We start from the raw sequence: 22,434 nt of genomic DNA on the forward strand, positions 1-22,434 counted from the left end.
TCCTCGGTCTCAGCGCAGCCCGTTGATCGAGCGCCCACTCGCCAGCGTCCCCTTCAGCCCGGCCTGGGCGCCTTCCTTCGCCTTCACGGCCAGCAGGTTCCCCCGGGCCGAACCGCTGACGGCACCGGTCGCGCTGATCGACGCGGTGTTCCTGCCACCGGCCGCCAGCAGGTACCAGGACCCCGAACCCGACTTCCACAGCACACCCGCCAGCACATTCGGGTCGCGAGGGCCGCACGCCGGCACGTTCTCGGCCTGCGCCGCGACCGCCCCGTACGTCCCGCCGGGCGTGCGGAACTGTGCCAGCGCGCGCGTCCCGCCACCCCGCCAGGTCTCCGCGCGCGTGCACACCCACTGCGCCTCCCCGCCCGCGTCGGGCAGCTGCTGGTCGGCGTACGCCCACGCGTTCACGGTCCGTACGCCGGCCGAGCGCATCGCGCCCAGCGAGCAGGCGTACGGCGCCCAGGTGCGCAGCGCCTCCGCGCCGGACACCTCGTGCGGCGCGCCGGGGCGGCCGGTGGTGAGGCGGGCCGGGACCAGCTCGCCGAGGTCGCTCAGCAGTCGGGTGCCGGAGCGGTCCGTCAGCTCCAGGACGTTCCAGGACGTGCAGCTGCCGTTCTGCCGCGCCGCACTGGCCAGCGGTGAGGTGACCCCGCTCGTCATCGTGAGGTCCATCGCACCGGAGCCGGGCTTGAGGAGGTCACGCTCGGCGGCCTTGGTCACCCAGGGCGCCAGCAGATAGCGGACGTTGCCGTCGGCCCGGCCCAGCACGATCGCGCTCGCCTCGCCCGGGGTCGCCCCGTCGACCCGCGCGAAGTCGAGGGCCGCGCCCTCGGTGCCGTCCTTCGGTTCGGCGTAACGGGCGATGCGCAGACCGTCGTAGAGGATCACCACGCGCGCGTTGTCGACGAGCCCCGCGTACAGGAGCTGCGGCGGGCCCGAGGGGCCGCCGGACGGGGTGCCGGGGGTCGCGGAGACGCGGACGGTCTCGCCGGGGCGGGCCCAGACGGCGAGGGCGCGGCGCAGCAGCGCGGTGTCGTGGGCGAGGCCGCCACGGGCGGGCCAGACGGAGAAGTCGTTGCGGGAGGCGGCCTCCCAGGCGGTGGCCGGGACCCGGGTCAGCTGGGCGGGGTCGAGTGCGGCCCGCGCCGACGGGTTCTCCGCGTACACGGGCGCGGCGGCGCCGTCCGGGCCCCAGCCGTCGCCCGGCAGCCCGAGCAGCGCCCCGCACACGGCGACCGCCGCCGCGGCGGCCAGCGCGGCCTTCATGTGCTGCCTGCGGCGCATCAGGTCGGTGGGGCGGGCCTGGAGCGAACAGGGGTCGAACTCGGGGGAGTCGAGGAGGGCGTACTGCGCGGGGACGTCGTCGGCCTCTTCCAGCGCCGCGTCCACGTCCGTCGCCCCCGCCTCGGTCAGCACCCGGCGGACGTCGCCGTCCGGGAGGCGCTCCAGGCCGCGCAGGACGTAGGCGGCACGGGCCTCGCCGGACAGGGCCGACAGCCGCTGGTCCAGGGCGAGTTCATCGGCGCCGCCCGACCGCGGGAAGAGCCTGAGGCCCCACACCTGGGGGAGCAGCGGCGGCAGTTGGGAGCGCTTGGGCCAGGCCCTGCGGGCCAGCGGCAGGCCCGCCTCCAGCGCCGTACGCAGCACCTGGAGGCGGACGAAGGCGTACCCCGGGTCGCCGTCGCGGCCGGTGGACTGGGCCGGGATGGCCGGTGTCGAGGCACGACCGCGGGGCAGGGCACGCTGGGCGAGGGCGTGCGCGGTCAGGACGCGCCGGTTGCGGCCGAGACCCGGCGGCAGCACCAGGTAGGCCAGCCGGACCAGGCGTGGGTAGTGCTCGACGAGCGCGGCCTCGGCCTGTTCGACATCGACGAACGGCTCGGCGGAGGCGGACGGTGCGGGGCGCGGGGCGACATCCTGTGACTGCACGTTCAGCAGAACGAGCGAATCGTGGGTTGGTCACCGCCACCCGGGTGAGTCAGGCCCCCGACGGCTCCTCCGGTTCCACCAGAGCGCGGGCGTAGTTGGCCATCGACCGCTGGTAGCGCGGCAGATGGGGGGCGAGCGCGCCGAGGACCAGCGAGAGGCCCTCACGGTCCCGGCCGAGACTGGACAGACAAAGGGCGAGGGTCGCCCGTACGGCGTCGTCCAACTCGTCGGAGGGAGCGTCCAGTTCGGGCGTCAGCAGCTTGACGCCCTCCTCGGCCTGCCCGATGTTCCGCAGCGAGCTGGACAGCTGGATCTTCGCACGACGCCCCTTGTAGCCGGACAGTCCGCGCGCCAGCGCCTCCCGGTACAGCGGCGCCGCCCGGTCCGAGTGGCCGGTCGAGTCCCAGGCGCAGGCCTGCTCGAAGGGGCCGAGCGGGCTGCCGTCGGGGAGCTCGGCGACGAGGGCGTCGATCACCGCGCGGAAGTCGGCGGCCCGCTCCTCGGGGTAGTCGTCGAAGGTGGCCCAGGCGGCCGTCACACGCTGTTCCCAGTTCTCGTTCACCGGCACACTTTCGCACGGGTGTGCCCACCGGGGTACCTGATTTGAGCGCAGCGTGCTCCCCGGCCGTATGGAAGGGGACGGGCACCCAGGCCCACGGGAAGGTTCCGGAGGAACAGATGAGGTTGACCCGACCGATACTCACGGCGACGGCCGCCGCGGCGGTCCTCGCGCTGACGGGCTGCGGATCCGGCGGCGACGGTGACGACAAGGCCGCCGTGCCGGCGACGGCGAGCGGGAGCCTGGAGCACCTGGCCGCCGAGGTGGGCTGCAAGCCGACCATCCAGATCGACGCCGACGAACTCCGCCAGGCCTCGTGCCGCAAGAGCGACGCCGACGGGAAGTTCATCCTGGCCACCTTCGCCACCGACCGCGGCCAGCGCGAGTGGATCAACGGGGCCAAGGACTACGGCGGCCACTACCTGGTCGGCCGCAAGTGGGTGGCCGTCGGCGAGACCACGAAGACCGTCTCCGCGCTGCGCGCCACGCTCGGCGGTGACGTCGAGGAGGGCCAGGACCACTCCGCGCACTCCGGCAGCCACTGAGCACGAACGCGAAAGAGCCGGCGGTGGGAATTCCCACCGCCGGCTCTTTCGCGCGCCGGCTAGCTCACTGGCACTTCTGGCCGGTGTTGATGCACTTGACCATCTTGTTCATCGTGTTCGTGGAGAAGAAGTTGATGAAGTCGTTGTGGTCGGTCACCGGCTTGTGCAGGTTCTCCGGGAAGGTGTCCACCGCGTACGGCTTCACGACCTGACCGTTCTGGATGGTCGGGGCGGGAACGTTGTAGACGAGCCGGACCTGGAGCTGCGGGATCGCCTTGAAGCCATTGGCGCAGGAGCCGTCGGCCTGGGCGAACGCCACGTGCGTCCGGTGGTTGGCGCTGTCGATGTTCTGACCGTCCCAGCAGCTCTGGAAGTTGGTCGTGCGCACCACCTGGCTGCCCTGCGGGCAGATCGGGTACTTGTCGTGCAGCTGCACCTTGTTCTCGAAGCCGGTGCAGCTCCAGTTGACGTTCGCGTTGGCGTTGCCGTTGACGAAGGCCTTCGCGTCACCGGTGATGATGCGCAGGGCCGTCGGCATCGCGACGACGTTGCCCTTCTTGTTGCCGACGAACTTCAGCTGGGCCTGGGCGGGCTGAAGGATCTTGCCGGCGTTGCCCTCGGTGCCACCACCGGCGGCGTTCTGGTCGAAGTCCTGCGTACCGTCCTGGAGGCGCAGCACCGGCCAGAAGTACGAGGACTTGTCGCCCTGGTTCTGGCAGGTGGTCTGGGCCGCCGCCAGCTCCTGGTCGCTCGCGAAGGCGTCGTTGCTCTGGTTGCCGACGTAGTCGTGCAGGTGGTGGGCGCCGTTGCTGACACCGGGGGCGACGATCACGTTGTCCGTGTTGTGGTTGTCGTTCCCGTTGGTGCCGCACTTCGTGGTGAACGTGCCCCGGGAGCCGGAACGGCCGTTCGCGGGAAGGCCGTTCTGACCCACGCCCAGCTGGGCGTTGGCCTGCACCTTGGTGATGTCCACGAAGTCGTCGGCCGTCGGGCCGTTGCCGCCCTGGCCGTTCTGCTGCTGGCCGCCCTGCTGCTGACCACCTTGCTGCTGGTCGCCCTGCTGCTGGTCGCCTTGCTGCTGGCCGTCCTGCTGCTGGCCGTCCCCGTTCTGGTTCTGGTCGGCCTCGCCGGCGTTGGTCGCCGGCTGCTCGGCCGGGACCCCGGTGCATCCGGCGAACTGCGACAGGTTCGCGGCCTGTCCGCCGGCGCGCTGGATGTTGATCCGGATGCGGTCCAGCGCCGCGGTCCGCTTGTCCTTCAGCGGGCCGAGGATCGCGTTCTGCACGAACCCGGAGTCACCCGCCTGAGCCTGGCGCGTCGATGCGAGCCGGGCGTAGGCCTCGGTGATCTGCTTGTCGAGGTTCGCCAGCTCCGTACTCACGCCGTTCCGGGCGCCGTTCGGGACGTTCGTCAGCTTCTGGCCGACGTCCGGGCACTGGATCGTGGCGATCTGTGCCCCGGCTGCCTTCGTCTGGTTCTGTCCCGAGTTCGACTCATGAGCCGATGCGTAGAAGTTCGCCCAGACAAGCCCGCCCCCACCGAGCGCTAGGGCAGCCGAAGCGGCTATGGCCTTGTTGGCCAGCGGCGTACGGCGTTTGCGATTGTTGCGTCCCATGGAACTCCTCTGACTTCCTTGCGGGGCTATCGAGGCGCCCGACAGGAGTGAAGCGGCGCAGTTCCATACGGACGTGGTCCCACGGGTGTTCAGCCGTCCCACAAACAAATCAGAGGATTCATCGGCCGCAGGGCCTCAACAAGCGCTTGAGCAGCGGAAGTTACGGAGAATCAGCGGCCGCTCACCGGCCCTGGTCCAGATAGGCGAGGACCGCCAGAACGCGTCGATTGTCGTCGTCCGACACCTCGAGGTCCAGTTTGGTGAAGATGTTGGAGGTGTGCTTGGCAATGGCCCGTTCTGTGACGACGAGCTGTCCCGCGATCGCCGCGTTGGACCGCCCCTGCGCCATCAGGTCAAGCACCTCCAGCTCCCGCGGGGTCAGCCGGCCCAGCGGCTGGTCGGCCGCCGCCCGCCGGGTCAGCAGCTGCTGGATCACCTGCGGGTCCATCGCGGTGCCGCCCGCCGCTACCCGGTGCACCGCGTCCACGAACTGCGCCGCGTCGAACACCCGGTCCTTCAGCAGATAGCCGACCCCGCCCGTACCGTCGGCGAGCAGCTCACGCGCGTACAACTGCTCCACGTGCTGCGAGAGCACCAGCACGGGCAGCCCCGGCCGGGCCCGCCGGGCCGCCAGCGCGCACTGCAACCCCTCGTCGGTGTGCGTGGGCGGCAGCCGTACGTCGACCACGGCGACGTCCGGCTCCAGCTCGGCCAGCGCACGGGTGAGCTCGGGGCCGGACTCGACGGCGGCGGCGATCTCGAAGTCATGGGCTTCCAGCAGCCGGACCAGCCCGTCCCGCAGCAGGAACAGGTCTTCGGCTAGGACAACACGCAAGGGATCTCCATGGTGACCATGGTGGGACCGCCCGCGGGACTGCTGACGGCCAGGACGCCGTCGAATGTACCGAGCCGCCGCTCGACCCCGGCCAGTCCCGAGCCCGCCCCGATCACCGCACCGCCCTTGCCGTCGTCGGTGACACTGATCCGCAGCGTGCCCTCCTTGTGGTGCAGGTCGATCCAGAGCCGCTCGGCGTCCGCGTGCTTCACGGCGTTGGTGAGCACCTCGCTCACCGCGAAGTACGCCGCCGACTCCACCGGCGCGTCCGCCCGCCCGGGCAGCTCCACCGTCACCTCCGAGGGCAGCGGCAGCCGCAGCGCCAAGGCCCGTACCGCGTCGCCCAGTCCGCGCTCGGCGAGCACCGGCGGATGGATGCCGCGCACCAGGTCCCGCAGCTCGGCGAGCGCGTCCACGGAGGACTTGCGGGCCTGCGCGATCAACTCCTTCGCCTTCTCCGGGTCCTTGTCGAGGAGCAACTCGATGGTGTTCAGGTCCATGCCCATCGCGACCAGCCGGGCCTGCGCCCCGTCGTGCAGGTCCCGCTCGATGCGCCGCAGTTCGGCGGCGGAGGTGTCGACGGCGTCCTGCCGGGTCTCGGTCAACACGCGCACCCGCTCGGCGAGTTGGGCCTGGCTGGGGGTGAGGAGGGCGCCGGTGAGACGGAAGTGGGCGCGCAGCAGCGGTTCGGGGAGCAGCCGGAAGAGCAGCAGGAAGACGAGCGCGAGCGCACCGGCGCCGAACGCGGAGGCCTGCCCGGTGACCGGCACGAAGGCGTACCAGTAGCCGTCCGGGAAGACCCGCCACAGTCCGGCCGCCAGCGCGAGCCCCTCCACCGGGTACAGCAGCAGCACGGCCGGCAGCAGCGCGGTGAGGTAGCCCGCCGTCATGTCCACCGGCAGCCACCTGAGGTCCCGCCAGGTCGCCGGATCACGCAGCATGCCGAAGGTGCGCTCCCAGGGGTTGGCGTTCGCGGGGATCGGCCGGTACGCCGACGGGATCCGCACCCCGCACCACTCGGCGGCGAGCACCCGCCGCCGGTCCGCGAACGCCCGTACACCTGCCAGCACCCGTGGCGTGGTGACGATCCCGAGGCCGACCGGGATGAGCGAGATCGACACCAGCGACAGCGTGAAGTACAAGATCGCCCCCGGCAGCGTCACCAACGCCAGCCCGAACCCCCGCACCGCCGCCAGACCCGAGGTCCGTGCCCATGTACGACCGCTGCTGTTCTGTGTCTCTATGCCCATGGCAGCAGTCTGGCCGAGGGGTTCCGCGGGGTCACGGGGCTTGGCCACCCGGTCAGGGGGTGGTGTCAGGTACACCCCTGAGCACCTTCGCCTCCACGGCCGGGTCGAGCCCCACCGCGGGCCGGTCGGGGCGCTGCGGCGCGGTGCCGCCGATCTCCCGCAGCCAGCTCCAGGTGTCGGCGACGGTCTCGGCGACGGGACGGCAGCTCAGTCCCGTGCCCAGCGCCTTGGTGACGTCACCGGTGTGCAGCGCCGCATGCAGGTCGCTCCCCGGCGGCAGCCACACCGGCAGCTGGGTCCAGGGCTCGATACCGGCGTCGAGCACGACGTCCGGGTCGGTCCAGCGGAGGTCGGCGGTGGCGCCGGTGACCTTCGCGCAGGCCTCCAGGAGGCTGCCCATGGTGGCGTGCCCGCTCGGCGCGACCAGGTTGTACGGCCCGCTCAACTCCCGCTCCACCGCGCCCAGTACCCAAGCGGCGAGGTCGCGGACGTCGATGTACTGGAGGGGGAGGTCCCGTGGCCCCGGGGCGAGTACGGGCCCACCCCGGGCGATCCGGTGCAGCCACCACGGCAGCCGCCCGATGTTCTCGTACGGTCCGAGGATCAGCCCCGCCCGGACGAGCAGCGAGCGGTCCGCGCCGAAGGCCTCGGTCGCGGCCAGCTCGCCGCCCCGCTTGTCACGGGCGTAGTCGCTCTGCCCGGCATCGGCCGAGGCACCCTCCACCAGGGGAGCGTCCTCGGTGAGTCCGGCGGCCGGCGGCCATGCGTACACCGAGCGGCTCGACAGGTACACATACCGCCCCGCGCGGCCCCGCAGCAGCCGCGCCGCGTCCCGCACCGCCCGGGGCGCCGCCGACCAGGTGTCGACGACGGCGTCCCAACTGCCCCCGTCCGCAAGGGCGGCGAGCCCGTCGGGTGCGGTGCGGTCGCCGTGCAGCGACCGCACCCCGGCCACGGGTGCGTGCCGTCCCCGGTGGAAGACGGTCACGTCCCAGCCGCGCCCGAGCGCCGCCTCGACGACGGCCCGCCCCACGAACTCCGTACCGCCCAGCACCAGAAGTCTCATGGGGGAGACTCTGCCCGGCGCAGGGCCCGGACGGAACGAACCTCTGCCGTCAGCAGACAACGGAACCCGACAGGCGCCCTGGGGCGCCCGTCCGTGTCAACGCCCGGTCGGCGGCGCGTACTTGTAGCCCACCCGGCGGATCGTCTGGATCGCCTGCCGGTGCTGGGTGCCCAGCTTGCGGCGGAGGCGGGCGATGTGGACGTCGACGGTGCGGCCGTCGCCCACGTGGCCGTAGCCCCACACGGTGGTGACCAGCTGGTCGCGGGTGTGCACCCGGTGCGGGTTGGCGACGAGGTGGGCGAGGAGCTCGAACTCCAGGTAGGTGAGGTCGAGTTCGACGCCGTTCACCTCGGCGGTGCGCTGCACGGTGTCGATGCGGACGAGCGGGTCGTCGCCGCTGTCGGCACCGAGAGCACCGGTCGCGGCCTGCTCGGTCGGCAGCAGGGGCGGCTGCTGGTCGGCCGGGACCAGCACCAGGTAGCCGATCATCGGCGGCTGGCCCGGCAGCGTGGGCAGCGCGTGCTGCGGGGCGGGCAGCCAGGTGGCACCCGGCGGCAGGAAGTCCGCCACGTCCAGCACGTCGTCGGGGCCGACGGCCCTGAGCCGGTGCCGGGGGCCGTGCTCGGCGAGGGCGTGGGCCGGGGCGGTGGCGAGGGGAGCGGGGGAGAGAGTACGAGTGGTCGCCATGAGGGTCAGCTCTTTCGCGCGAGAAGGTCGTCCCGGGGACGGGTCGTCCGGAGACGTGGATCGACTGCGCGCTGGCCGAAGGCCGGACGGGGTGTGTACGGCTTTAGAGGGCCCGCGCGTTCATCGCGCGGCAACACACCCGGTCGAAGTCGTGGTGCTGACGGGAAGGCCAGAACGGCTCGAGGTCATGGCGACCTGTCGCGGTGGGGTTCTGGAAGCTGGCCATGCCCACATTGAAGCAGACACAAGCCCGCAACAGGACCCTCCTCTCACTGCTTGGACGCTTCCTTGACGGGAAACTGACGTTGCGTACGTCACCCCACCAGGCGTTTGCGCCAGTTCAGGGGCCTGACGGCGATCGCGGTGTCCGGATTGCCGTCCCACTGCGTGGACAGCCCGGCGGCGTCGAGTGCCGCGACGACCTCGTGCCCGACGGCGGCCTTGCCCTGCGGGGTGTTGGCGAAGTCGCCGTAGTAGACGGACAGTCCGTGACCCTCGGCCGCGCTGCGGGTGCACTGGTAGTGGAAGAAGACGAAGCCCCGGGCGCCGCCCTCCCGGTCGGCCATCTCGGCGCCGATCTCGCCCATCCCGCAGCTGCGGCAGCAGGTGAAGTGCTCGCGGGCCACGATGCCGTCCCGCTCCAGCGCCGCGAACGCCCGCTCCAGCCGGTCAGGGTCGGTCGGTTCGGTCCAGGACTCCTGCTCCTCGACCCGCGCCAGCCACAGCCGCTCCACGATCGGCCGGGCCTGCGCGGCGGACAGCCGGTCCTCCAGCAGGTAGGCGGTCTCGCGGATGATCTCCTCGATGCCGAGGTAGCCGTCGGTGAGCATCTCGCGCACCTGCCCCTCGGCCTCGGCGGTGACCTCCGGGTCCGGCGCCGGCACCTCCTGGGGCGCCCCGAGTTCGTCGCCCTGCCAGACGATCCCCGTGTCCCAGCCGTCCTCCTGGCGGGCCCAGCGCGCCATCACGTCCGCGACCAGGTCCGGGTCCGTCACCTCGGTGACCCACATGTACGGGACGGATCCGGTGCGGTGCTGGAACGCGTACACCCCACCCGGCTCGTGGGCGACCTGGATGAAGACCGCCGGCCGGTCCGGTATCCGCTGCACGATCAGGAAGTGGTCGTCGGCACCGCCGATCCGGTGCACCAGCTCCCGCAGCCGTACCGCCGAAATCCGGGTGTGCGTCTGCCGGTTCTCCGTCTCGGCCTTGATGGCGAGCAGGTCGTCGTCGATCTCCATGGCCCCACCCTGACAGACCCCACCGACAACGCGCCGAGGGGCGCCCACCGCAGCCGGTGGGCGCCCCTCGGGAAGTTACTGCCCGGATCAGACCTGGCCGGCCTTCTCCAGCGCGGAGCAGCAGGTGTCGACGATCAGCCGCGTCACGACGTACGGGTCGACGTTGGCGTTGGGACGGCGGTCCTCGATGTAGCCCTTGCCGTCCTTCTCGACCTGCCACGGGATACGGACCGAGGCGCCACGGTCGGAGACACCGTAGGAGTACTCGTTCCACGGGGCGGTCTCGTGCAGACCGGTCAGGCGGTCGTCGATGCCGGCGCCGTAGTTCTTGACGTGGTCGAGCGGCTTGGAGCCCTCACCGAGCGACTCGCACGCGGTGATGATCGCGTCGTAGCCCTCGCGCATCGCCTTGGTGGAGAAGTTGGTGTGCGCACCGGCGCCGTTCCAGTCGCCCTTGACCGGCTTGGGGTCCAGGGTGGCGGAGATGCCGAAGTCCTCGGCGGTGCGGTAGAGCAGCCAGCGGGCCACCCACATGTGGTCCGAGACCTCCAGCGGGGAGACCGGGCCGACCTGGAACTCCCACTGGCCGGGCATGACCTCGGCGTTGATGCCGGAGATCGCGAGGCCCGCCTTGAGGCAGTTGTCCAGGTGGGCCTCGACGACGTCACGGCCGAAGATCTCGTCGGCGCCGACACCGCAGTAGTAGCCGCCCTGGGGGGCCGGGAAGCCGCCCTTGGGGAAGCCGAGCGGGTAGCCGTCCTTGAAGAAGGTGTACTCCTGCTCGATACCGAAGATCGGCTCCTGCGCGGCGAACTTCTCCTCGACCTCGGCCAGCGCGGCACGGGTGTTGGAGGAGTGCGGCGTGAAGTCGATGTTGAGGACCTCACACAGGACCAGGATGTCGTCGCCGCCGCGGATCGGGTCCGGACAGGTGAAGACCGGCTTGAGCACACGGTCCGAGGAGTGCCCCTCGGCCTGGTTGGTGGAGGACCCGTCGAAGCCCCAGATCGGCAGCTCCGCACCCTTGGCGTCGTCCGCCAGGATCTTCGTCTTGGAACGGAGCTTGGCCGTCGGCTCGGTGCCGTCGATCCAGATGTACTCAGCCTTGAAGGTCACGGGCCACATCCTTCGGGGGTGGGTCTCTAGGCGCACTTGCGGGTGCTGCTGGGTGCTGCGGCGCTGCGGCACTGAAACGCCGCGCTTGATGTGCGCGAGCCTGTCAACAGGCGATTTCCCGGTCATTGCTCGAATGTGAACCCCGTGTTACCTGGTGGTTCTGTGGCGCGTTTCACGCTGTGAGGGCCGGCGGCGCCGGGGGAGCGGCACGCGAAGCCGACGGGCGGGCCGGCGCGACGGCTCGTATGCGATGGGGTTGGCGGTTCGGTCCCGCTCGGCCGCCGCGTCCCGCACCCCGGTGAGGAACCCCCGGACCCCACGGTCCGGTCGATCAGCGGTGCGAAGAGGGCCTGTCCGAGCTCTACGGCCTCCACACGCGCGCGTGCGGCGTCCATGACGACGACGCTTTCCAGGCGGCCTACGACAAGGTCATGGCCAAGTGGCCCGCGGAGCGGGAGGCGGTCCAGGTCCCCACGCCCTTCGGCACGACGCACGTCACCGTGTGCGGACCGGCCAGCGCGCCCGCGGGTCCCCGTGCGCGTACGCGGTCTGTTCCCTCTGCTGCACGCCCTGCCGATGCTGCTGCGTCCCGCGCCCCACCGCGTCCGGAGCACCCCTCGACCCCGACTGGCTCCGCCTTAAGGAGGCGGCCGCCGGCTTCCCCTCCGTAGTGAAGCCGGTGACCGGCCCGCGCCCGTCCCCTGACGCACGGCGCGGGCTGGATGTGCCGGTCCTGCTGCTCATGGCCGCGAACAGCAGGACACACGACACCCGCAAGGTGACGGCGAGGGCGGGTGAACTGCCGAACCGGGCCGCCGCCTCACGGAGTTCCTGCGTCGCTGAGCCTCACCCCACCTTCTCGATCAGAGCCCGGCGGATCAGGAACTTGCCGGGTTCGCGGACCTGCTCGAAGGCGGCGTTGTTCAGCAGTGCGCAGCTGCCCGAGACCGAAGTGACCTCCACCGTCGTGGACTTGTTGTTGTCCAGGTTGGTGACCTTCAGCTTCGTCCCCGCCGGGAACTGGTTGCTGGACGCGGCAGGCGCCCCGCCCTCGCCGGAGAGGGTGACGGTGGAGCCGTTGCAGACCTGCTGCCCGGAGGCGGCGGCCGGCTGACTCGCCTGCGCGGCCGGTGCCGAGGCGGCAGGGGTGCTGGGCGTCGCCGCCGGCTGTGCCGCCTGGGAGTCCTGAGCCGACTCCCCAACGGCGCACCCGGACGCCTTCTGCTGCACCTTGATCTGCTCGATGACCGCTTCACGGTTGGCGATCCGGGCCGCCGACTGCGCGTCCGGAGCGGCCCGTTGGCCGTCGATGAACTTCTGGTTGTTGCCGAGGGCGGTGGCGAGTCCCTGGCAGACGCCCGAGTCCGCCGCCTTGGTCTGCGGTTGCTGCGGCTGGGAGGCGTTCGACGTGCTCGCCATGACGAAGGCACCACCGCCCGCCACCGACGCCGCGCCCACGAACAGGGCGATCTTCTTGCCTGCGCTGAGAGTTCTCCTACGCGACATGCGCGCCTCCTGAAGAGGTAGGGGAGCGTACGCCGCTATGTACGAGATACCGAACGAGGTTACTCAGCGGTCGCAGGAGCCGCCGAAGTAACGTGCGTCACACGGAGTCCGGGTCCTCGTAGGCGACGACGTTGTCGTTCACGTACCGGAGGAGGTCCTCGGTCTGCCCCGTGATCGCGTCCTCGTCCGCCTCCGAGCCGTCGCCCCACTGCCCGTTGGCGAACACCACGGACCGCACGGTCATCACCCGCCGGAACACCCCCGCCGACCCGGGCGGCACCGTCGGCAGCCCGGCCGCGGGCGGCGGATCGAGCGACACCACCTGATAGGTCACCGGGTCCATCGAGGCCATCGCGAACACGGACGAGGCGTCCTCGACGCGCCGGAAGCTCAGCACGGTCACCGTCACCTGCGAGCGCCGCTCGGCGTCCGTGAACAGCGCCGCGGTCAGCCGCTCGCATCCCTGGCCCTGGGCGATCAGCGCGGCCAGCTCCGGTGCCATGCCCTCGGCACAGTCGGAGGTGGTGGCCAGGTCGACGCGCTCGTACCGGGAACCGTCGGCCAGCCGCACGCTCTTCGCCGGGAAGGCCTGTTCCGGACGGACGGCCGGCCGGGAGAGCAGCGAGGGCAGGGCGGACGGGGCGTCGGAGGGAAGGGTGACGGAGACGGACGGGACGGCCGGGGAGGAGGCCGCGGTCGCGGCGCCCTGCCCGTCCCCGTCCGTGTACAGCACGGCCCCCGCGGTGATCGCCGCGACGAGCAGCACGCCCGTCCCCGCGGCCACCGCCCGCCGGGTGCGCCGACGCCTGCGTATCCGCTCCTGCTCCGCCACCCACTGGGCGTACGGGTCCACGGTCCCGTACGGCATTCCTTGATCACCGAAGGTCATGGCGGCGGAGGGTAACAGCGCGAGGCGCCCGAACTCCCGCCGACGGACATCCAGTTGCCTAACGGGACAGAGCGTCCCGAACGGCCTCCTCGCTGCGGCCGACCACGGCCGTGCCGTCGTCCGCGGTGATGATCGGCCGCTGGATCAGCTTCGGGTGCTCGGCGAGCGCCGTGACCCATCGCTCGCGTGAACTCTCGTCCCGTGCCCACTCCTTGAGCCCCAGCTCCTTGGCGACGGCCTCCTGGGTGCGGGTGATGTCCCACGGTTCGAGGCCGAGACGGTCGAGTACGGCCCTGATCTCGTCCTCGCTCGGTACGTCCTCCAGGTAGCGGCGGACCGAGTAGTCGGCGCCCTCGGCGTCGAGCAGGGTGAGCGCGCTGCGGCACTTGGAACAGGCCGGGTTGATCCAGATCTCCATGGGGTCAAAGGTACCCCTGAGGTCCCCTCAAAGCCCCTGTGGCCAGGGCCTTTTGTCAGTGCCTGGCGGTACACTAGAAGACGTGTTCGAGGGTGTTGGGGGGCTGCCGAACCCCCCGTTCCGACACCCTCACCGCGACAGGAGGATGCCTGTGCCCGCTGCCGCTCTGAAGCCGTTGCCCACCCAGTCGACCGCCCAGCACCCGGTGCTGCTCGACCTGCCGTACACCCCCGTGGAGAAGCGCCCGCTGCCGCCGGGCCGGCCACGCGAGTGGTACATCACGCACAACCGCCGCCTCAAGGCGATGCGGCTCGCCATCGCCCTGCTCGACTCGGGCGTGTACCTGCCGAACCAGGCCCGCAACGAGAAGATACGCACCACGGCGGAGACGATCGGCGTCCACCCCCCGTCGGACACGACGTGCCACATGGTCCGAGCCCTGATGCGCTACGCACGGTGAGCCGCTGACGCCGGGTGCCCCTCACAGCAGGGGCACCCGGCGTTTCACCCACCCACGCCTCGACCGCCGCCCCTCACCCGATCGCCGTACTCCACATGCGCCCGCCCCCGTCCCACGCTTCCCTGCGATCAGGAGGTGTGCGACACCAGGGACGACAGGCGACGGCGGATCGGGAGACGTGATGCGAAGGCACGGCGGATGAGCGCCCCTGGCGGCCAGGGCACCCCTGGTGAGCGCGCCACGCAGGGAAGAGCCGCCCGTAAGCGCCTCCCGCGCTCCGCGCACGCCACCTGGATCCCCTCCCTCGACCGGCCCGACCCGGTCGCCGTGCTGGAACGCCAGGGGCGTGACCGGCTGCCGGAGCTGCTGCCGATCCGGTACGGCAGGATGTCGGCCTCCCCGTTCGCCTTCCTGCGCGGTGCCGCTGCCGTGATGGCCGCCGACCTCGCCGCCCAGCCGCACACCGGCCTGACCGTGCAGCTCTGCGGTGACGCCCATCTGCTCAACTTCGGGCTCTACGCCTCCCCGGAGCGCACCCTCCTCTTCGACCTCAACGACTTCGACGAGACCTTCCCCGGCCCCTTCGAGTGGGACGTCAAACGCCTCGCCGCGAGCATCGTCGTGGCCGCCCGCGAGAACGGCCACAGCGAGCCCAAGGCCCACCGCGCGGCCGTCGAGGCCACCGCCGCGTACCGCATGTCCATGCGCCGACTGGCCGGGCTCGGCGAACTCGCCGTCTGGTACGAGCGCCTCGACGCCGACAGCCTGCTGCCCCTCATCCGCTCCACCCGGCACCGCCGCCGCGCCCGGTCGACCCTCACCCGGGCCCGCCGCCGCACCAGCCTCCAGGCGCTCGGGAAGCTGACGGAGGTCGTCGACGGGCGGCGCCGGATCATCCAGGACCCGCCGTTGCTCGAACCCGCAGGCGTCCCCGACATGGCCGCCCTGCGCAAGATCTTCAGCGACTACCGCTCCACCCTCGCCGAGGAACGCCGTCTCCTCCTCGACCGCTACCGTTTCGTCGACGCCGCCCGCAAGGTCGTCGGCGTCGGCAGCGTCGGCACCCGCTGCTTCATCGTGCTGCTCGAGGGCCGGGACGCGGACGACCCGCTGTTCCTCCAGATCAAGGAGGCCCGCCAGTCCGTGCTGGAGGAACACTTGCCGAGCGGGCCCTACGTCCATCCCGGACACCGGGTCGTCGCGGGCCAGCGGCTGTTGCAGGCGGCCGGCGACATCTTCCTGGGATGGATGACGGGGCCACAGGGGCGGGCCTTCTACTGGCGGCAACTGCGGGACATGAAGGGCTCGGCCGAGGTGGCCGGGATGAGCCCCGCGGAACTCACCACCTACGCCCGCCTGTGCGGCACCGCCCTGGCGCGCGCCCACGCCCGCTCGGGAGACCGCGTCGCCATCGCCGCCTACCTGGGCGGCGGCGACACCTTCGACCACGCGATCGCCGAGTTCGCCCACACCTACGCCGCCCGGACCGCGACCGACCACACCACCCTGGCCGCGGCGATCGCGGCGGGCGTGGTGACCGCGGCACCGGACGTGTGACCGGGCGGAGCCGCTCTCCGTCCGGCTACCCCGGGCGTACGCTTCCGGCATGGCGACCCGCCGAGGGGCCCTGGACACCGTCGCCTCCGTGGCGCGGCGAGCCGCGGTGGCACGCGCCCGCGCGGCGCACGCCGGCAGCACCGCCGAACGGCACACGGTGCTCGCGGACCAGGCGGCCACCGAGGCGCTCAGAGACGTCCACACGCGCATCGCGGCCCGCCACGAGTCGACGGCGTCCTGTCATCTGACCGTGGCCCGTCTCCGCCCGGGCTACGGCCGGGTCGCCGCCCTGCCGTTGCACGTCGGCGGGGACACCCTGGGCGCCCTGGTGCTGCTCGGCCCCGGCCGTACCCCCCTCAGCCCCGGGCTGCTGGAGCTGGGCCAGGCACTCACGGACGCCGCCGGCTGGACGCTGGAACACGACCGCCAACTGCGCGAGAGCCGCGCCCTGGCCGACCAGCTCGGCTACGCCCCTGAACAGCAGGGTCGTCATCGAGCAGGCCAAGGGCATGCTCGCCGCCCGCCTCGGCGTCCCGGTCGACGAGGCCTTCCACATCCTCCGCGCCCATGCCCGCTCCCACCGGCGCCGGCTGGCGGAGGTCGCGGGGGACGTCGTGCACCAGCGGCTGCACCTGGGGCGCATCCCATGAGCCCGCGGGCATGACGCCAGGCGTGCACTGCTAGGCGTACTGCTCCAACAACCGGCTCACATAAGCCTCCAGACGCCCGCCCAGCACCTCCGGCGTCAGATCGCTCCGCCCCAGCTCACGCCACGGCCCGGCCAGTTTCGCCGCGTCGGGGGCATAGCCGAGGGCGTCGAGGAGCCGCCAGTACAAGTGGTCGGCGCCATCGGCGAGTTGGACACCGCCCTGCGCCTCGTACCGCTCCCGGAAGCCCAGCCCGTGCTCCGGCCCGTGCAGCAGTGCGAGCGCGGTCGAGCAGTGTGCCACGTCCAGATCGGCCGGCCCCCACGAGGTCTCCACCCAGTCGACGACCCCGCTGATCCGCCCCTCGGCGAAGAGCACGTTCCCCGGGTGGAAGTCCCGGTGCAGGAAGACGCCCTCGTACGCCGGCGGCTCGCGCCGGATGACGTCGACGGCCCGCTCCCACATCGCGCCCTCCGGCACCCGCACCCGCTCCGCGGACGTCCACGCCTGATAGGCGCGCGGACGCTCCTTCGGTACGACGGAGTGGATCCGGACGAGTTGGGCCGCCAGCAGGTCGAGACGCCGTACGAGATCCTCCTCGTCGACCCGCACCCGGCCCGGCAGCCGGGACATCAACAGGCTGGGGTGGTCGGCGAGTTCGGCCGTGGCGTCCACCGCGACCAGCTCGGGCGCCGGAACGCCGTCCTGCCCGGCGAGCAGCGTGAGGATCGCCGCCTCGCGGGCGAGGAGCCCGGGGGCGTGGTGCCGGAAGAAGGGCTTCACGAAGGAGCGCTGCACGAGGTCCGTGCCGTCGTCGAGGGTGAGCCCACGCATCTGCGAGGTCCAGCCGCCCGACAGGAAACGGGTGGTGACGACCGTACGGCCCGCGGGGAGCTGCTTGGCCAGCCAGGCGCGGGTCGCCGTCCAGCCGTCGACCAGGAGCGCGTCGGCGAAGGCCCGCAGGTCGTCGGCGTGATCGCGGAACCAGAGCCCCAACCGGTGTGCGGCGTCCGGAAGTTCGAGGTGGGTGTACTGCGCGCGCGTGGCCAGCGCGTCCTGCACGGCCTCGGTGACGGCGGGCGGGATCACCTCGTCATGGCCCGGCACCGCGAGCACCGCGCGGCCCTCGTAGGCGCGCAGGACATCGAGCGCGGGCGCCTCGCGCCAGCTGTCCGGGGTGCGGATGAGCTCGCTGAACGGTCCGTCCCCGTCCCCGAACGGCAGCTCCCACGCCTCGGCCGCGTACACCGCGGGCGAGCACAGCCCGATCGCCGACACCCGCGCCCCGTAGTGCCGTACGAGATCGGCGACGGTCTGCCCGCTCATGCTGAACCCGACCAGGACCAGCGGACCGTCCGCCGCGACCCGTGCGTCGATCACCGCGACGGCCTGCTCGAACCGGCGGCGCAGACTCAACTCCCGCAGCTCACCGCTGCTTTCGCCGTGCCCGGAGAAGTCGAGGGCGAGCACCCCGCAGCCACGGCCCGCGAACTCCGCCAGCACCGGCGTCAGTCGCTCCTTGCTGCCGTTGCCGGCCCCGTGCAGCACGACGGCGGTGGCCCGACCCGCACCACCGCCGCCGTACACCCCGCTGAGCCGTTCGCCGCCGTGACTGAAGGTGAAGGAGGACAAGGTGAAGGAGGACAACATGCCCTCATTCGATCACGACGGTCGGTCTCAAGCGGCGGTCTTCCGCGCCGCCTTGATCGCCTCGCGCAGATGGTCCTCGTCGGCCTGGCTCAGCGAGGTCTGCACCAACTGGCCGCCGAACGGCGCCAGTTCCGGGATCACCTTGTCCTGTGCCGCCTGCCTGACCAGGGCGAACAGGGCCGCGGCACCCGGGCGCAGATTCTGGCTCAGCTCCTTCATGAAGTTGTCGTCGATGCCGGTGTCGGTGATCGCGCCACCGGCCGCACCGGCCGCCGCGCCCACCGCCGCGCCGAGCAGCGGGGCGAGGAACAGCAGCCCGATCACCCCGCCCCACAGGGCGCCGCCGGCCGCGCCCATGGTGGTGTGGTTGACGGCCTGATGCAGCTTGATCCTGCCGTCGTCCCGTCGCTCGACGACCACGATGTCCTCCAGCTCGACGAGATGCTGCTTGGACAGCTCGACGACCTTCTCGCGGACCTGATGGGCGGTGGCGAGGTCGTCGTAGGCGACGACGAAGAGATCACTCATCCCGGGCACCCCTTATGTTGCGAAACAGATGGAATCTTCCGTTTCGGCCGACTCTAGGCCGCGGGAAAAGGAGATGCACGCCGAGTGACGGACTCCCTACGCTGGACACCCGTTGCGGAGCAGTCACCTCTGCTTTCGGCAGGACGGGCGTCACTCTGCGCGTTCGGCACTACTCTGCTGCTCACCCACCCACGCACACGGAGGCCAATGATGGGCACCATCGTCATGGCCGGGACCGTTGTTCTGGTCGTCTTAGGATTCGGGAACCACCTCTACTGGCTCGCCGCCGTCGCCGTGCTCTTCCTGTACATGCAGTACGGGCGCGGGACGTCCTCGACGCCGACGCGGGGCGGCGGATCGTCGTCCGGCGGCGGCATGATGGCCGGCGACTACCGCACATACCGCGACCGCCGTGACAAGCAGGCCAAGTGGGAGCGCCGCTACCGCCGTGAGCGCCCCCTCGAGGCCCGTCGTCAGGCGCGCGAGAAGAGCAAGTGAGAGCGGTACGGGTAGCCCCTGGTCACAGGCCGGGGGCGCCCCACACCGGGAACCAGCGGCTCAGATCCTGTTCGAGGCGCAGATCGTCCCCGAGGGCCGCCTTCACCCGCAGTTCCAGCGCGTTGTCGCGCCGCTGCCCCTCGCCGGGCAGCGGCGCGAACGGGTAGAACGTGCCGCGCTTGTAGAGATAGACCAGCGCGAGCGCACGCCCCGCCTCGTCCCGGAACCCCGCGAGCGAGCACAGCAGCTGCGGCCCGAAGCCGTTGACCTCCATCGAGGAGTTCACCGCGTGCAGATCGTTGACCAGCAGATGCAGCTGGTCGGGGGCGCGCTGCGACACCAGCCAGGAGTACCCGTAGTCGTCTCGCCGCAGCTCGACCGGAGGGCCGTCCCGGTCGGCGTCCGCGTCCAGCAGCGCCTGCACCTCCCGGTGCGTCTGCTCGAACGCCGCGCCCTCGACGGTCGCGAAGCACACCGCGCCGCTCCCGGACGGGGTGAACCCCGCCGCGGCCTCCAGCGTCACCGCCGCCGAGGGCAGCGCGAAGAGCCGGTCGAGATCGGGCGCGACCGGCTTGGTGCGCCCGAGCAGAATGTCCAGCAGCCCCATCCGCTACTCCGGCTTCCCGGGCCGGGCGGCCTCGCCCAACTCGGCCGAGATCCGGCCCAGTTGATCGAGGCGCTGTTCCAGGGACGGGTGGGTGGAGAAGAACCGCTCGATGCCGGGCTCCTTGCCGGTGGCCGGGGTGAAGTAGAAGGCGTTGAAGGCCTGCGCGGTCCGCAGGTCCTTGGTCGGGATCCGGGCGATGTCCCCGGACACCTTCGTCAGCGCGGAGGCCAGCGCCGAGGGCCGCCCGGTCAGCTGGGCCGCGGCCCGGTCGGCGGCCAGCTCCCGGTACCGGGACAGCGCCCGGATGAGCAGGAAGCTCAACGCGTACACGGCCGCCGAGACGCCCAGGACGGCGGCGAGGACGACCGCGGTGTTCTGGTCCTTGCGTCCGCCGAAGACCTGCGAGTAGAACGCGAACCGCACGATGAGCCCCGCGATGACCCCGAGGAACGAGGCGACGGTGATCACGGCGACGTCCTTGTGCGCCACGTGCGACAGCTCGTGCGCGAGGACCCCCTCCAGCTCGTCCTTCTCCAGCCGCCGCAGCAGCCCGTCCGTCACGCACACCACGGCGTGGTCGGGATTGCGCCCGGTGGCGAACGCGTTGGGCATGTCCATGTGGGACACGGCGACGACCGGCTTGGGCATGTCCGCGATGGCACACAGTCGGTCCACGACCCCGTGCAGCTCCGGATACGCGTCCCGCTCCACGACCTGCCCGCGCATCGCGAACAGCGCGACCCGGTCGGAGAACCAGTACTGCGCCCCGAGCATCGCGGCCACCACGACGACGACCAGTACCCAGGACTTCAGCAGCACGATCAACGCGCCCACGAAGACGACGTACAACAACCCGAGCAGGAACAGCGTGACCGTCATCCGCACGGTCAGCCGCCGGTCGCTCCGGAAGCGGCTCTGCATCTGCCTCACCCCGCAGTCAGGCACTCGTCCCACTGCCAGTGTGCACCCGGCCCCACCATGAAGCGGTCGGGATCAGCCCTGCGCCCGGCAAAGGCTCGGTCCAGGCCGCGCGCCCGCCCTCAGGCCCGCAGTCCGGCCTCCCGCTTGCGCCGCGTCAGCACGTACTCGCTGAACAGCTCCCGCGACCGGTCGTACAGCTCACCCACCTCCGCCGACCCCAGCGGCACGTCCGCGGTCGGCCGCCAGAGCTGCACGGACTGCCGCGCCCAGTGCCGCAGCTTGTCGTCCGGGTCGTCGATGAGCTCGACCGCGGCCCGCAGCCGTACGACCCCGCCGTGCCCGTCGAGCAACCGGAACGCCGAGACCCGCACCGGCCGGGACCGCCCCGCCGCGAGCCGCCCCATCAGCCACCCGGCGTCCACCGACCGCGCCGAGGGCACCAGCGCCAGGGTCGCCTCCCGCACCACCCCAGGATCGGGATCGTCGAGCAGCGCCGTGAACCGCGCCAGGTCCGACACGTCCAGGGCCCGCAGCCCCGCCACGGCCCGCGCCCGCACGGCAGGCACGGAGTGCGAGGTCAAGCCCCACAGCACCCCCGCGTCCCCCCGCTCCCCACACTCCGCGAGCCCGCTCACGGCCCCCGGCGTCACCCCCGCACCGGCACACCGCTCCCGGTACCAGGCCGCCGGATCACCCCCGTACTGCCGCGTCACATACCGCGCACAGGCCCGCACCCGCCCCGACCGGTCATCAAGAAACGCGATGGCCCGCTCGGGCAGCCCCGCCCGCCGCAACGCGGTGACCCCGGCGGCCCGGGCCCGCGGATTGCGGGCGCCGAGGAGAGGCTCGAGTACGTCTTCGTCGGCACCGTCCTCCGCCACGGCGGCCAGCGCGGCGTCGGCGCACAGGTCCTGGAGCACGGTGTCGTCGTCCTGGGCGGCGAGGCGGGCGAGCTCGACGGGGGAGAGGAGGCCGTTCTCGATGGCGAGACGGTGGGCGTAGCGGCGTACGGCACGATCCTGGGCGGTCAGCAGCGGGCCGAGCCGCTCCAGCGACGCCTCGCGCAGCACGTCCCCGAGCAGTTCGACGCCGTACACGCCCCGTGCGCGTCGGCCGACCAGCAGGATCAGCGGTGCGAGGGCGATGGCGTCGGCCATCGTGAGCATCCCGCGCAGCACCTCGCGGGCCTTCTCCCGCACCGGGTCGGCCCAGTCGGCGGCGCGGATGACGACCAGGGGCAGCAGCACCGGGAACGACCCCACCTGTTCGAGCGCCGCCTCCCGCACCCGCCCGTCGCGATGACACAGCGCGAGGGCCAGCCTCGACTCGTCGAGCGCTTCCGGGCGCCGCAACGCGGCGAACCAGGTGCGCCGGCGCTTGGCGCCCTCCGGCTCCCCTGTCCGGTGCCATTGCAGCCATGACCGTGCGTCCAGGTCCAGCGCGATCCAGGCCCCGGGGTTCGCGCCGTCGACCGCGTCCCGGAGATCGGCCCCCTCGGCCAGCCGCAGCACAGCAGCCAGCTCGTCCCTCACGTCGTCACTCATGGCCCATCCCGCCTAGTACGGCGCCCGGAATCCGCCGTACCCCAGCACCACGATCACCGCCGCCACGATCCCGAACACGAGCGCCGTCGACGCCCAGCCCGACCGTGGCCGCATCCCCCCGTCCGGGTCGGCGCGGAACGGCTGGGGCTCCGGGGGGTTCTCCTTCCAGCGGGCCGCGAGCATCCGGGCCCGGGCCGAGGGCTCCTTCAGCTCGGCCGCTTCGGCCCAGCGAATGTCGAACTCCCGGTCCTCGTCGTCCCGTTCGGGCTTTCCCATGACCCCGTGACCCCCGTCAGCCGTTTTCGAACAGTCGTGCAGGAAACCATACGACGGCGCCCCCACCCCTGAAAAACAGGGGCGAGG

At 71.9% G+C, this 22,434-nt stretch carries 24 protein-coding genes and 1 pseudogene; 6 read left to right on the forward strand and 19 right to left on the reverse strand.

The window, feature by feature from the left end:
• Positions 1–9: 9 nt before the first annotated feature.
• Both OG866_RS31415 and OG866_RS31420 read right to left on the reverse strand, forming a co-directional pair.
• Complete coding sequence (locus tag OG866_RS31415; RefSeq protein ID WP_329339912.1) at positions 10–1,932, reverse strand: hypothetical protein; 1,923 nt, start codon at positions 1,930–1,932, stop codon at positions 10–12.
• A gap of 49 nt (positions 1,933–1,981) precedes the next feature.
• Positions 1,982–2,494, reverse strand: a complete 513-nt coding sequence (locus OG866_RS31420) for a tetratricopeptide repeat protein (protein ID WP_329339913.1) — start codon at positions 2,492–2,494, stop codon at positions 1,982–1,984.
• Positions 2,495–2,610: 116 nt separating this feature from the next.
• Between OG866_RS31420 and OG866_RS31425 the strand changes: the two genes are divergently transcribed.
• Positions 2,611–3,036, forward strand: a complete 426-nt coding sequence (locus OG866_RS31425) for a hypothetical protein (protein WP_329339914.1) — start codon at positions 2,611–2,613, stop codon at positions 3,034–3,036.
• A gap of 64 nt (positions 3,037–3,100) precedes the next feature.
• On the opposite strand, the gene OG866_RS31430 is transcribed toward OG866_RS31425, so the two are convergent.
• The 7 genes from OG866_RS31430 to glnII all read right to left on the reverse strand — a co-directional run bounded on the left by OG866_RS31430 (position 3,101) and on the right by glnII (position 10,846).
• Complete coding sequence (locus OG866_RS31430) at positions 3,101–4,651, reverse strand: DUF1996 domain-containing protein (RefSeq protein WP_329339915.1); 1,551 nt, start codon at positions 4,649–4,651, stop codon at positions 3,101–3,103.
• Positions 4,652–4,832: 181 nt separating this feature from the next.
• Positions 4,833–5,486, reverse strand: coding sequence for a response regulator transcription factor (locus OG866_RS31435; protein ID WP_329339917.1), 654 nt, complete (start codon positions 5,484–5,486; stop codon positions 4,833–4,835).
• Positions 5,471–6,736, reverse strand: coding sequence for a sensor histidine kinase (locus OG866_RS31440; RefSeq protein WP_329339919.1), 1,266 nt, complete (start codon positions 6,734–6,736; stop codon positions 5,471–5,473). Before OG866_RS31440 ends, OG866_RS31435 begins: the two co-directional genes overlap by 16 nt.
• 52 nt (positions 6,737–6,788) lie before the next feature.
• Complete coding sequence (locus OG866_RS31445; protein ID WP_329339921.1) at positions 6,789–7,802, reverse strand: SDR family oxidoreductase; 1,014 nt, start codon at positions 7,800–7,802, stop codon at positions 6,789–6,791.
• Positions 7,803–7,898: 96 nt separating this feature from the next.
• Positions 7,899–8,489 (reverse strand): winged helix-turn-helix domain-containing protein, encoded by a 591-nt coding sequence (locus OG866_RS31450; RefSeq protein ID WP_329339922.1) that lies wholly within the window; start codon positions 8,487–8,489, stop codon positions 7,899–7,901.
• Between the two features lie 314 nt (positions 8,490–8,803).
• On the reverse strand, positions 8,804–9,730 hold the full coding sequence (locus OG866_RS31455; RefSeq protein ID WP_329339924.1) for a DUF6891 domain-containing protein: 927 nt from the start codon (positions 9,728–9,730) through the stop codon (positions 8,804–8,806).
• 87 nt (positions 9,731–9,817) lie between these two features.
• The gene (gene glnII / locus OG866_RS31460; RefSeq protein WP_329339925.1) at positions 9,818–10,846 is read right to left on the reverse strand and encodes a glutamine synthetase; all 1,029 of its coding nucleotides are present in this window, start codon (positions 10,844–10,846) and stop codon (positions 9,818–9,820) included.
• A 431-nt stretch (positions 10,847–11,277) separates the two neighbouring features.
• Between glnII and OG866_RS31465 the strand changes: the two are divergent.
• Positions 11,278–11,648 (forward strand): annotated as a pseudogene (locus tag OG866_RS31465) (hypothetical protein); the annotation flags it as partial.
• A gap of 44 nt (positions 11,649–11,692) precedes the next feature.
• Here OG866_RS31465 and OG866_RS31470 read toward each other — a convergent pair.
• The 3 genes from OG866_RS31470 to OG866_RS31480 form a co-directional block, all read right to left on the reverse strand.
• Positions 11,693–12,352, reverse strand: a complete 660-nt coding sequence (locus tag OG866_RS31470; RefSeq protein ID WP_329339926.1) for a hypothetical protein — start codon at positions 12,350–12,352, stop codon at positions 11,693–11,695.
• A 97-nt stretch (positions 12,353–12,449) separates the two neighbouring features.
• Positions 12,450–13,241, reverse strand: coding sequence for a hypothetical protein (locus OG866_RS31475; protein WP_329339927.1), 792 nt, complete (start codon positions 13,239–13,241; stop codon positions 12,450–12,452).
• A gap of 58 nt (positions 13,242–13,299) precedes the next feature.
• On the reverse strand, positions 13,300–13,659 hold the full coding sequence (locus OG866_RS31480; protein WP_329339928.1) for an arsenate reductase family protein: 360 nt from the start codon (positions 13,657–13,659) through the stop codon (positions 13,300–13,302).
• Between the two features lie 151 nt (positions 13,660–13,810).
• Here OG866_RS31480 and OG866_RS31485 point away from each other — a divergent pair, with 151 nt between their 5' ends.
• Both OG866_RS31485 and OG866_RS31490 read left to right on the forward strand, forming a co-directional pair.
• Complete coding sequence (locus OG866_RS31485; RefSeq protein ID WP_329339929.1) at positions 13,811–14,119, forward strand: hypothetical protein; 309 nt, start codon at positions 13,811–13,813, stop codon at positions 14,117–14,119.
• A gap of 198 nt (positions 14,120–14,317) precedes the next feature.
• Positions 14,318–15,676 (forward strand): DUF2252 domain-containing protein, encoded by a 1,359-nt coding sequence (locus OG866_RS31490; protein WP_329339931.1) that lies wholly within the window; start codon positions 14,318–14,320, stop codon positions 15,674–15,676.
• Positions 15,677–15,701: 25 nt separating this feature from the next.
• Here the strand turns inward: OG866_RS31490 and OG866_RS31495 are convergent, their stop codons facing one another.
• A complete protein-coding gene (locus OG866_RS31495; RefSeq protein WP_329339933.1) occupies positions 15,702–16,187 on the reverse strand; it encodes a hypothetical protein in 486 nt (161 codons plus the stop codon).
• Between OG866_RS31495 and OG866_RS31500 the strand changes: the two genes are divergently transcribed.
• Positions 16,186–16,326, forward strand: a complete 141-nt coding sequence (locus tag OG866_RS31500) for an ANTAR domain-containing protein (RefSeq protein WP_329339935.1) — start codon at positions 16,186–16,188, stop codon at positions 16,324–16,326. The two genes, OG866_RS31495 and OG866_RS31500, sit on opposite strands and share 2 nt — an antisense overlap.
• 30 nt (positions 16,327–16,356) lie before the next feature.
• On the opposite strand, the gene OG866_RS31505 is transcribed toward OG866_RS31500, so the two are convergent.
• On the reverse strand, positions 16,357–17,973 hold the full coding sequence (locus tag OG866_RS31505) for an alpha/beta fold hydrolase (protein ID WP_329339937.1): 1,617 nt from the start codon (positions 17,971–17,973) through the stop codon (positions 16,357–16,359).
• 27 nt (positions 17,974–18,000) lie between these two features.
• Positions 18,001–18,501, reverse strand: coding sequence for a DUF1269 domain-containing protein (locus tag OG866_RS31510; protein WP_329339938.1), 501 nt, complete (start codon positions 18,499–18,501; stop codon positions 18,001–18,003).
• Positions 18,502–18,711: 210 nt separating this feature from the next.
• Between OG866_RS31510 and OG866_RS31515 the strand changes: the two genes are divergently transcribed.
• Positions 18,712–18,999, forward strand: a complete 288-nt coding sequence (locus tag OG866_RS31515; protein WP_329339939.1) for a hypothetical protein — start codon at positions 18,712–18,714, stop codon at positions 18,997–18,999.
• A gap of 22 nt (positions 19,000–19,021) precedes the next feature.
• Here the strand turns inward: OG866_RS31515 and pspAB are convergent, their stop codons facing one another.
• From pspAB to OG866_RS31535, 4 genes are all read right to left on the reverse strand, one after another.
• The gene (gene pspAB, locus OG866_RS31520) at positions 19,022–19,606 is read right to left on the reverse strand and encodes a PspA-associated protein PspAB (RefSeq protein WP_329339940.1); all 585 of its coding nucleotides are present in this window, start codon (positions 19,604–19,606) and stop codon (positions 19,022–19,024) included.
• A gap of 3 nt (positions 19,607–19,609) precedes the next feature.
• On the reverse strand, positions 19,610–20,527 hold the full coding sequence (gene htpX / locus OG866_RS31525) for a zinc metalloprotease HtpX (RefSeq protein WP_329339941.1): 918 nt from the start codon (positions 20,525–20,527) through the stop codon (positions 19,610–19,612).
• 119 nt (positions 20,528–20,646) lie between these two features.
• Entirely contained in the window at positions 20,647–22,071 is a 1,425-nt protein-coding gene (locus OG866_RS31530; protein WP_329339942.1) for a hypothetical protein, read from the reverse strand.
• A gap of 12 nt (positions 22,072–22,083) precedes the next feature.
• On the reverse strand, positions 22,084–22,347 hold the full coding sequence (locus OG866_RS31535; protein WP_329339944.1) for an SCO2583/SCO2584 N-terminal domain-containing protein: 264 nt from the start codon (positions 22,345–22,347) through the stop codon (positions 22,084–22,086).
• Positions 22,348–22,434: the final 87 nt, after the last annotated feature.

It is taken from the genome of Streptomyces sp. NBC_00663 (assembly GCF_036226885.1).
In the GTDB taxonomy this organism is placed as follows: domain Bacteria; phylum Actinomycetota; class Actinomycetes; order Streptomycetales; family Streptomycetaceae; genus Streptomyces.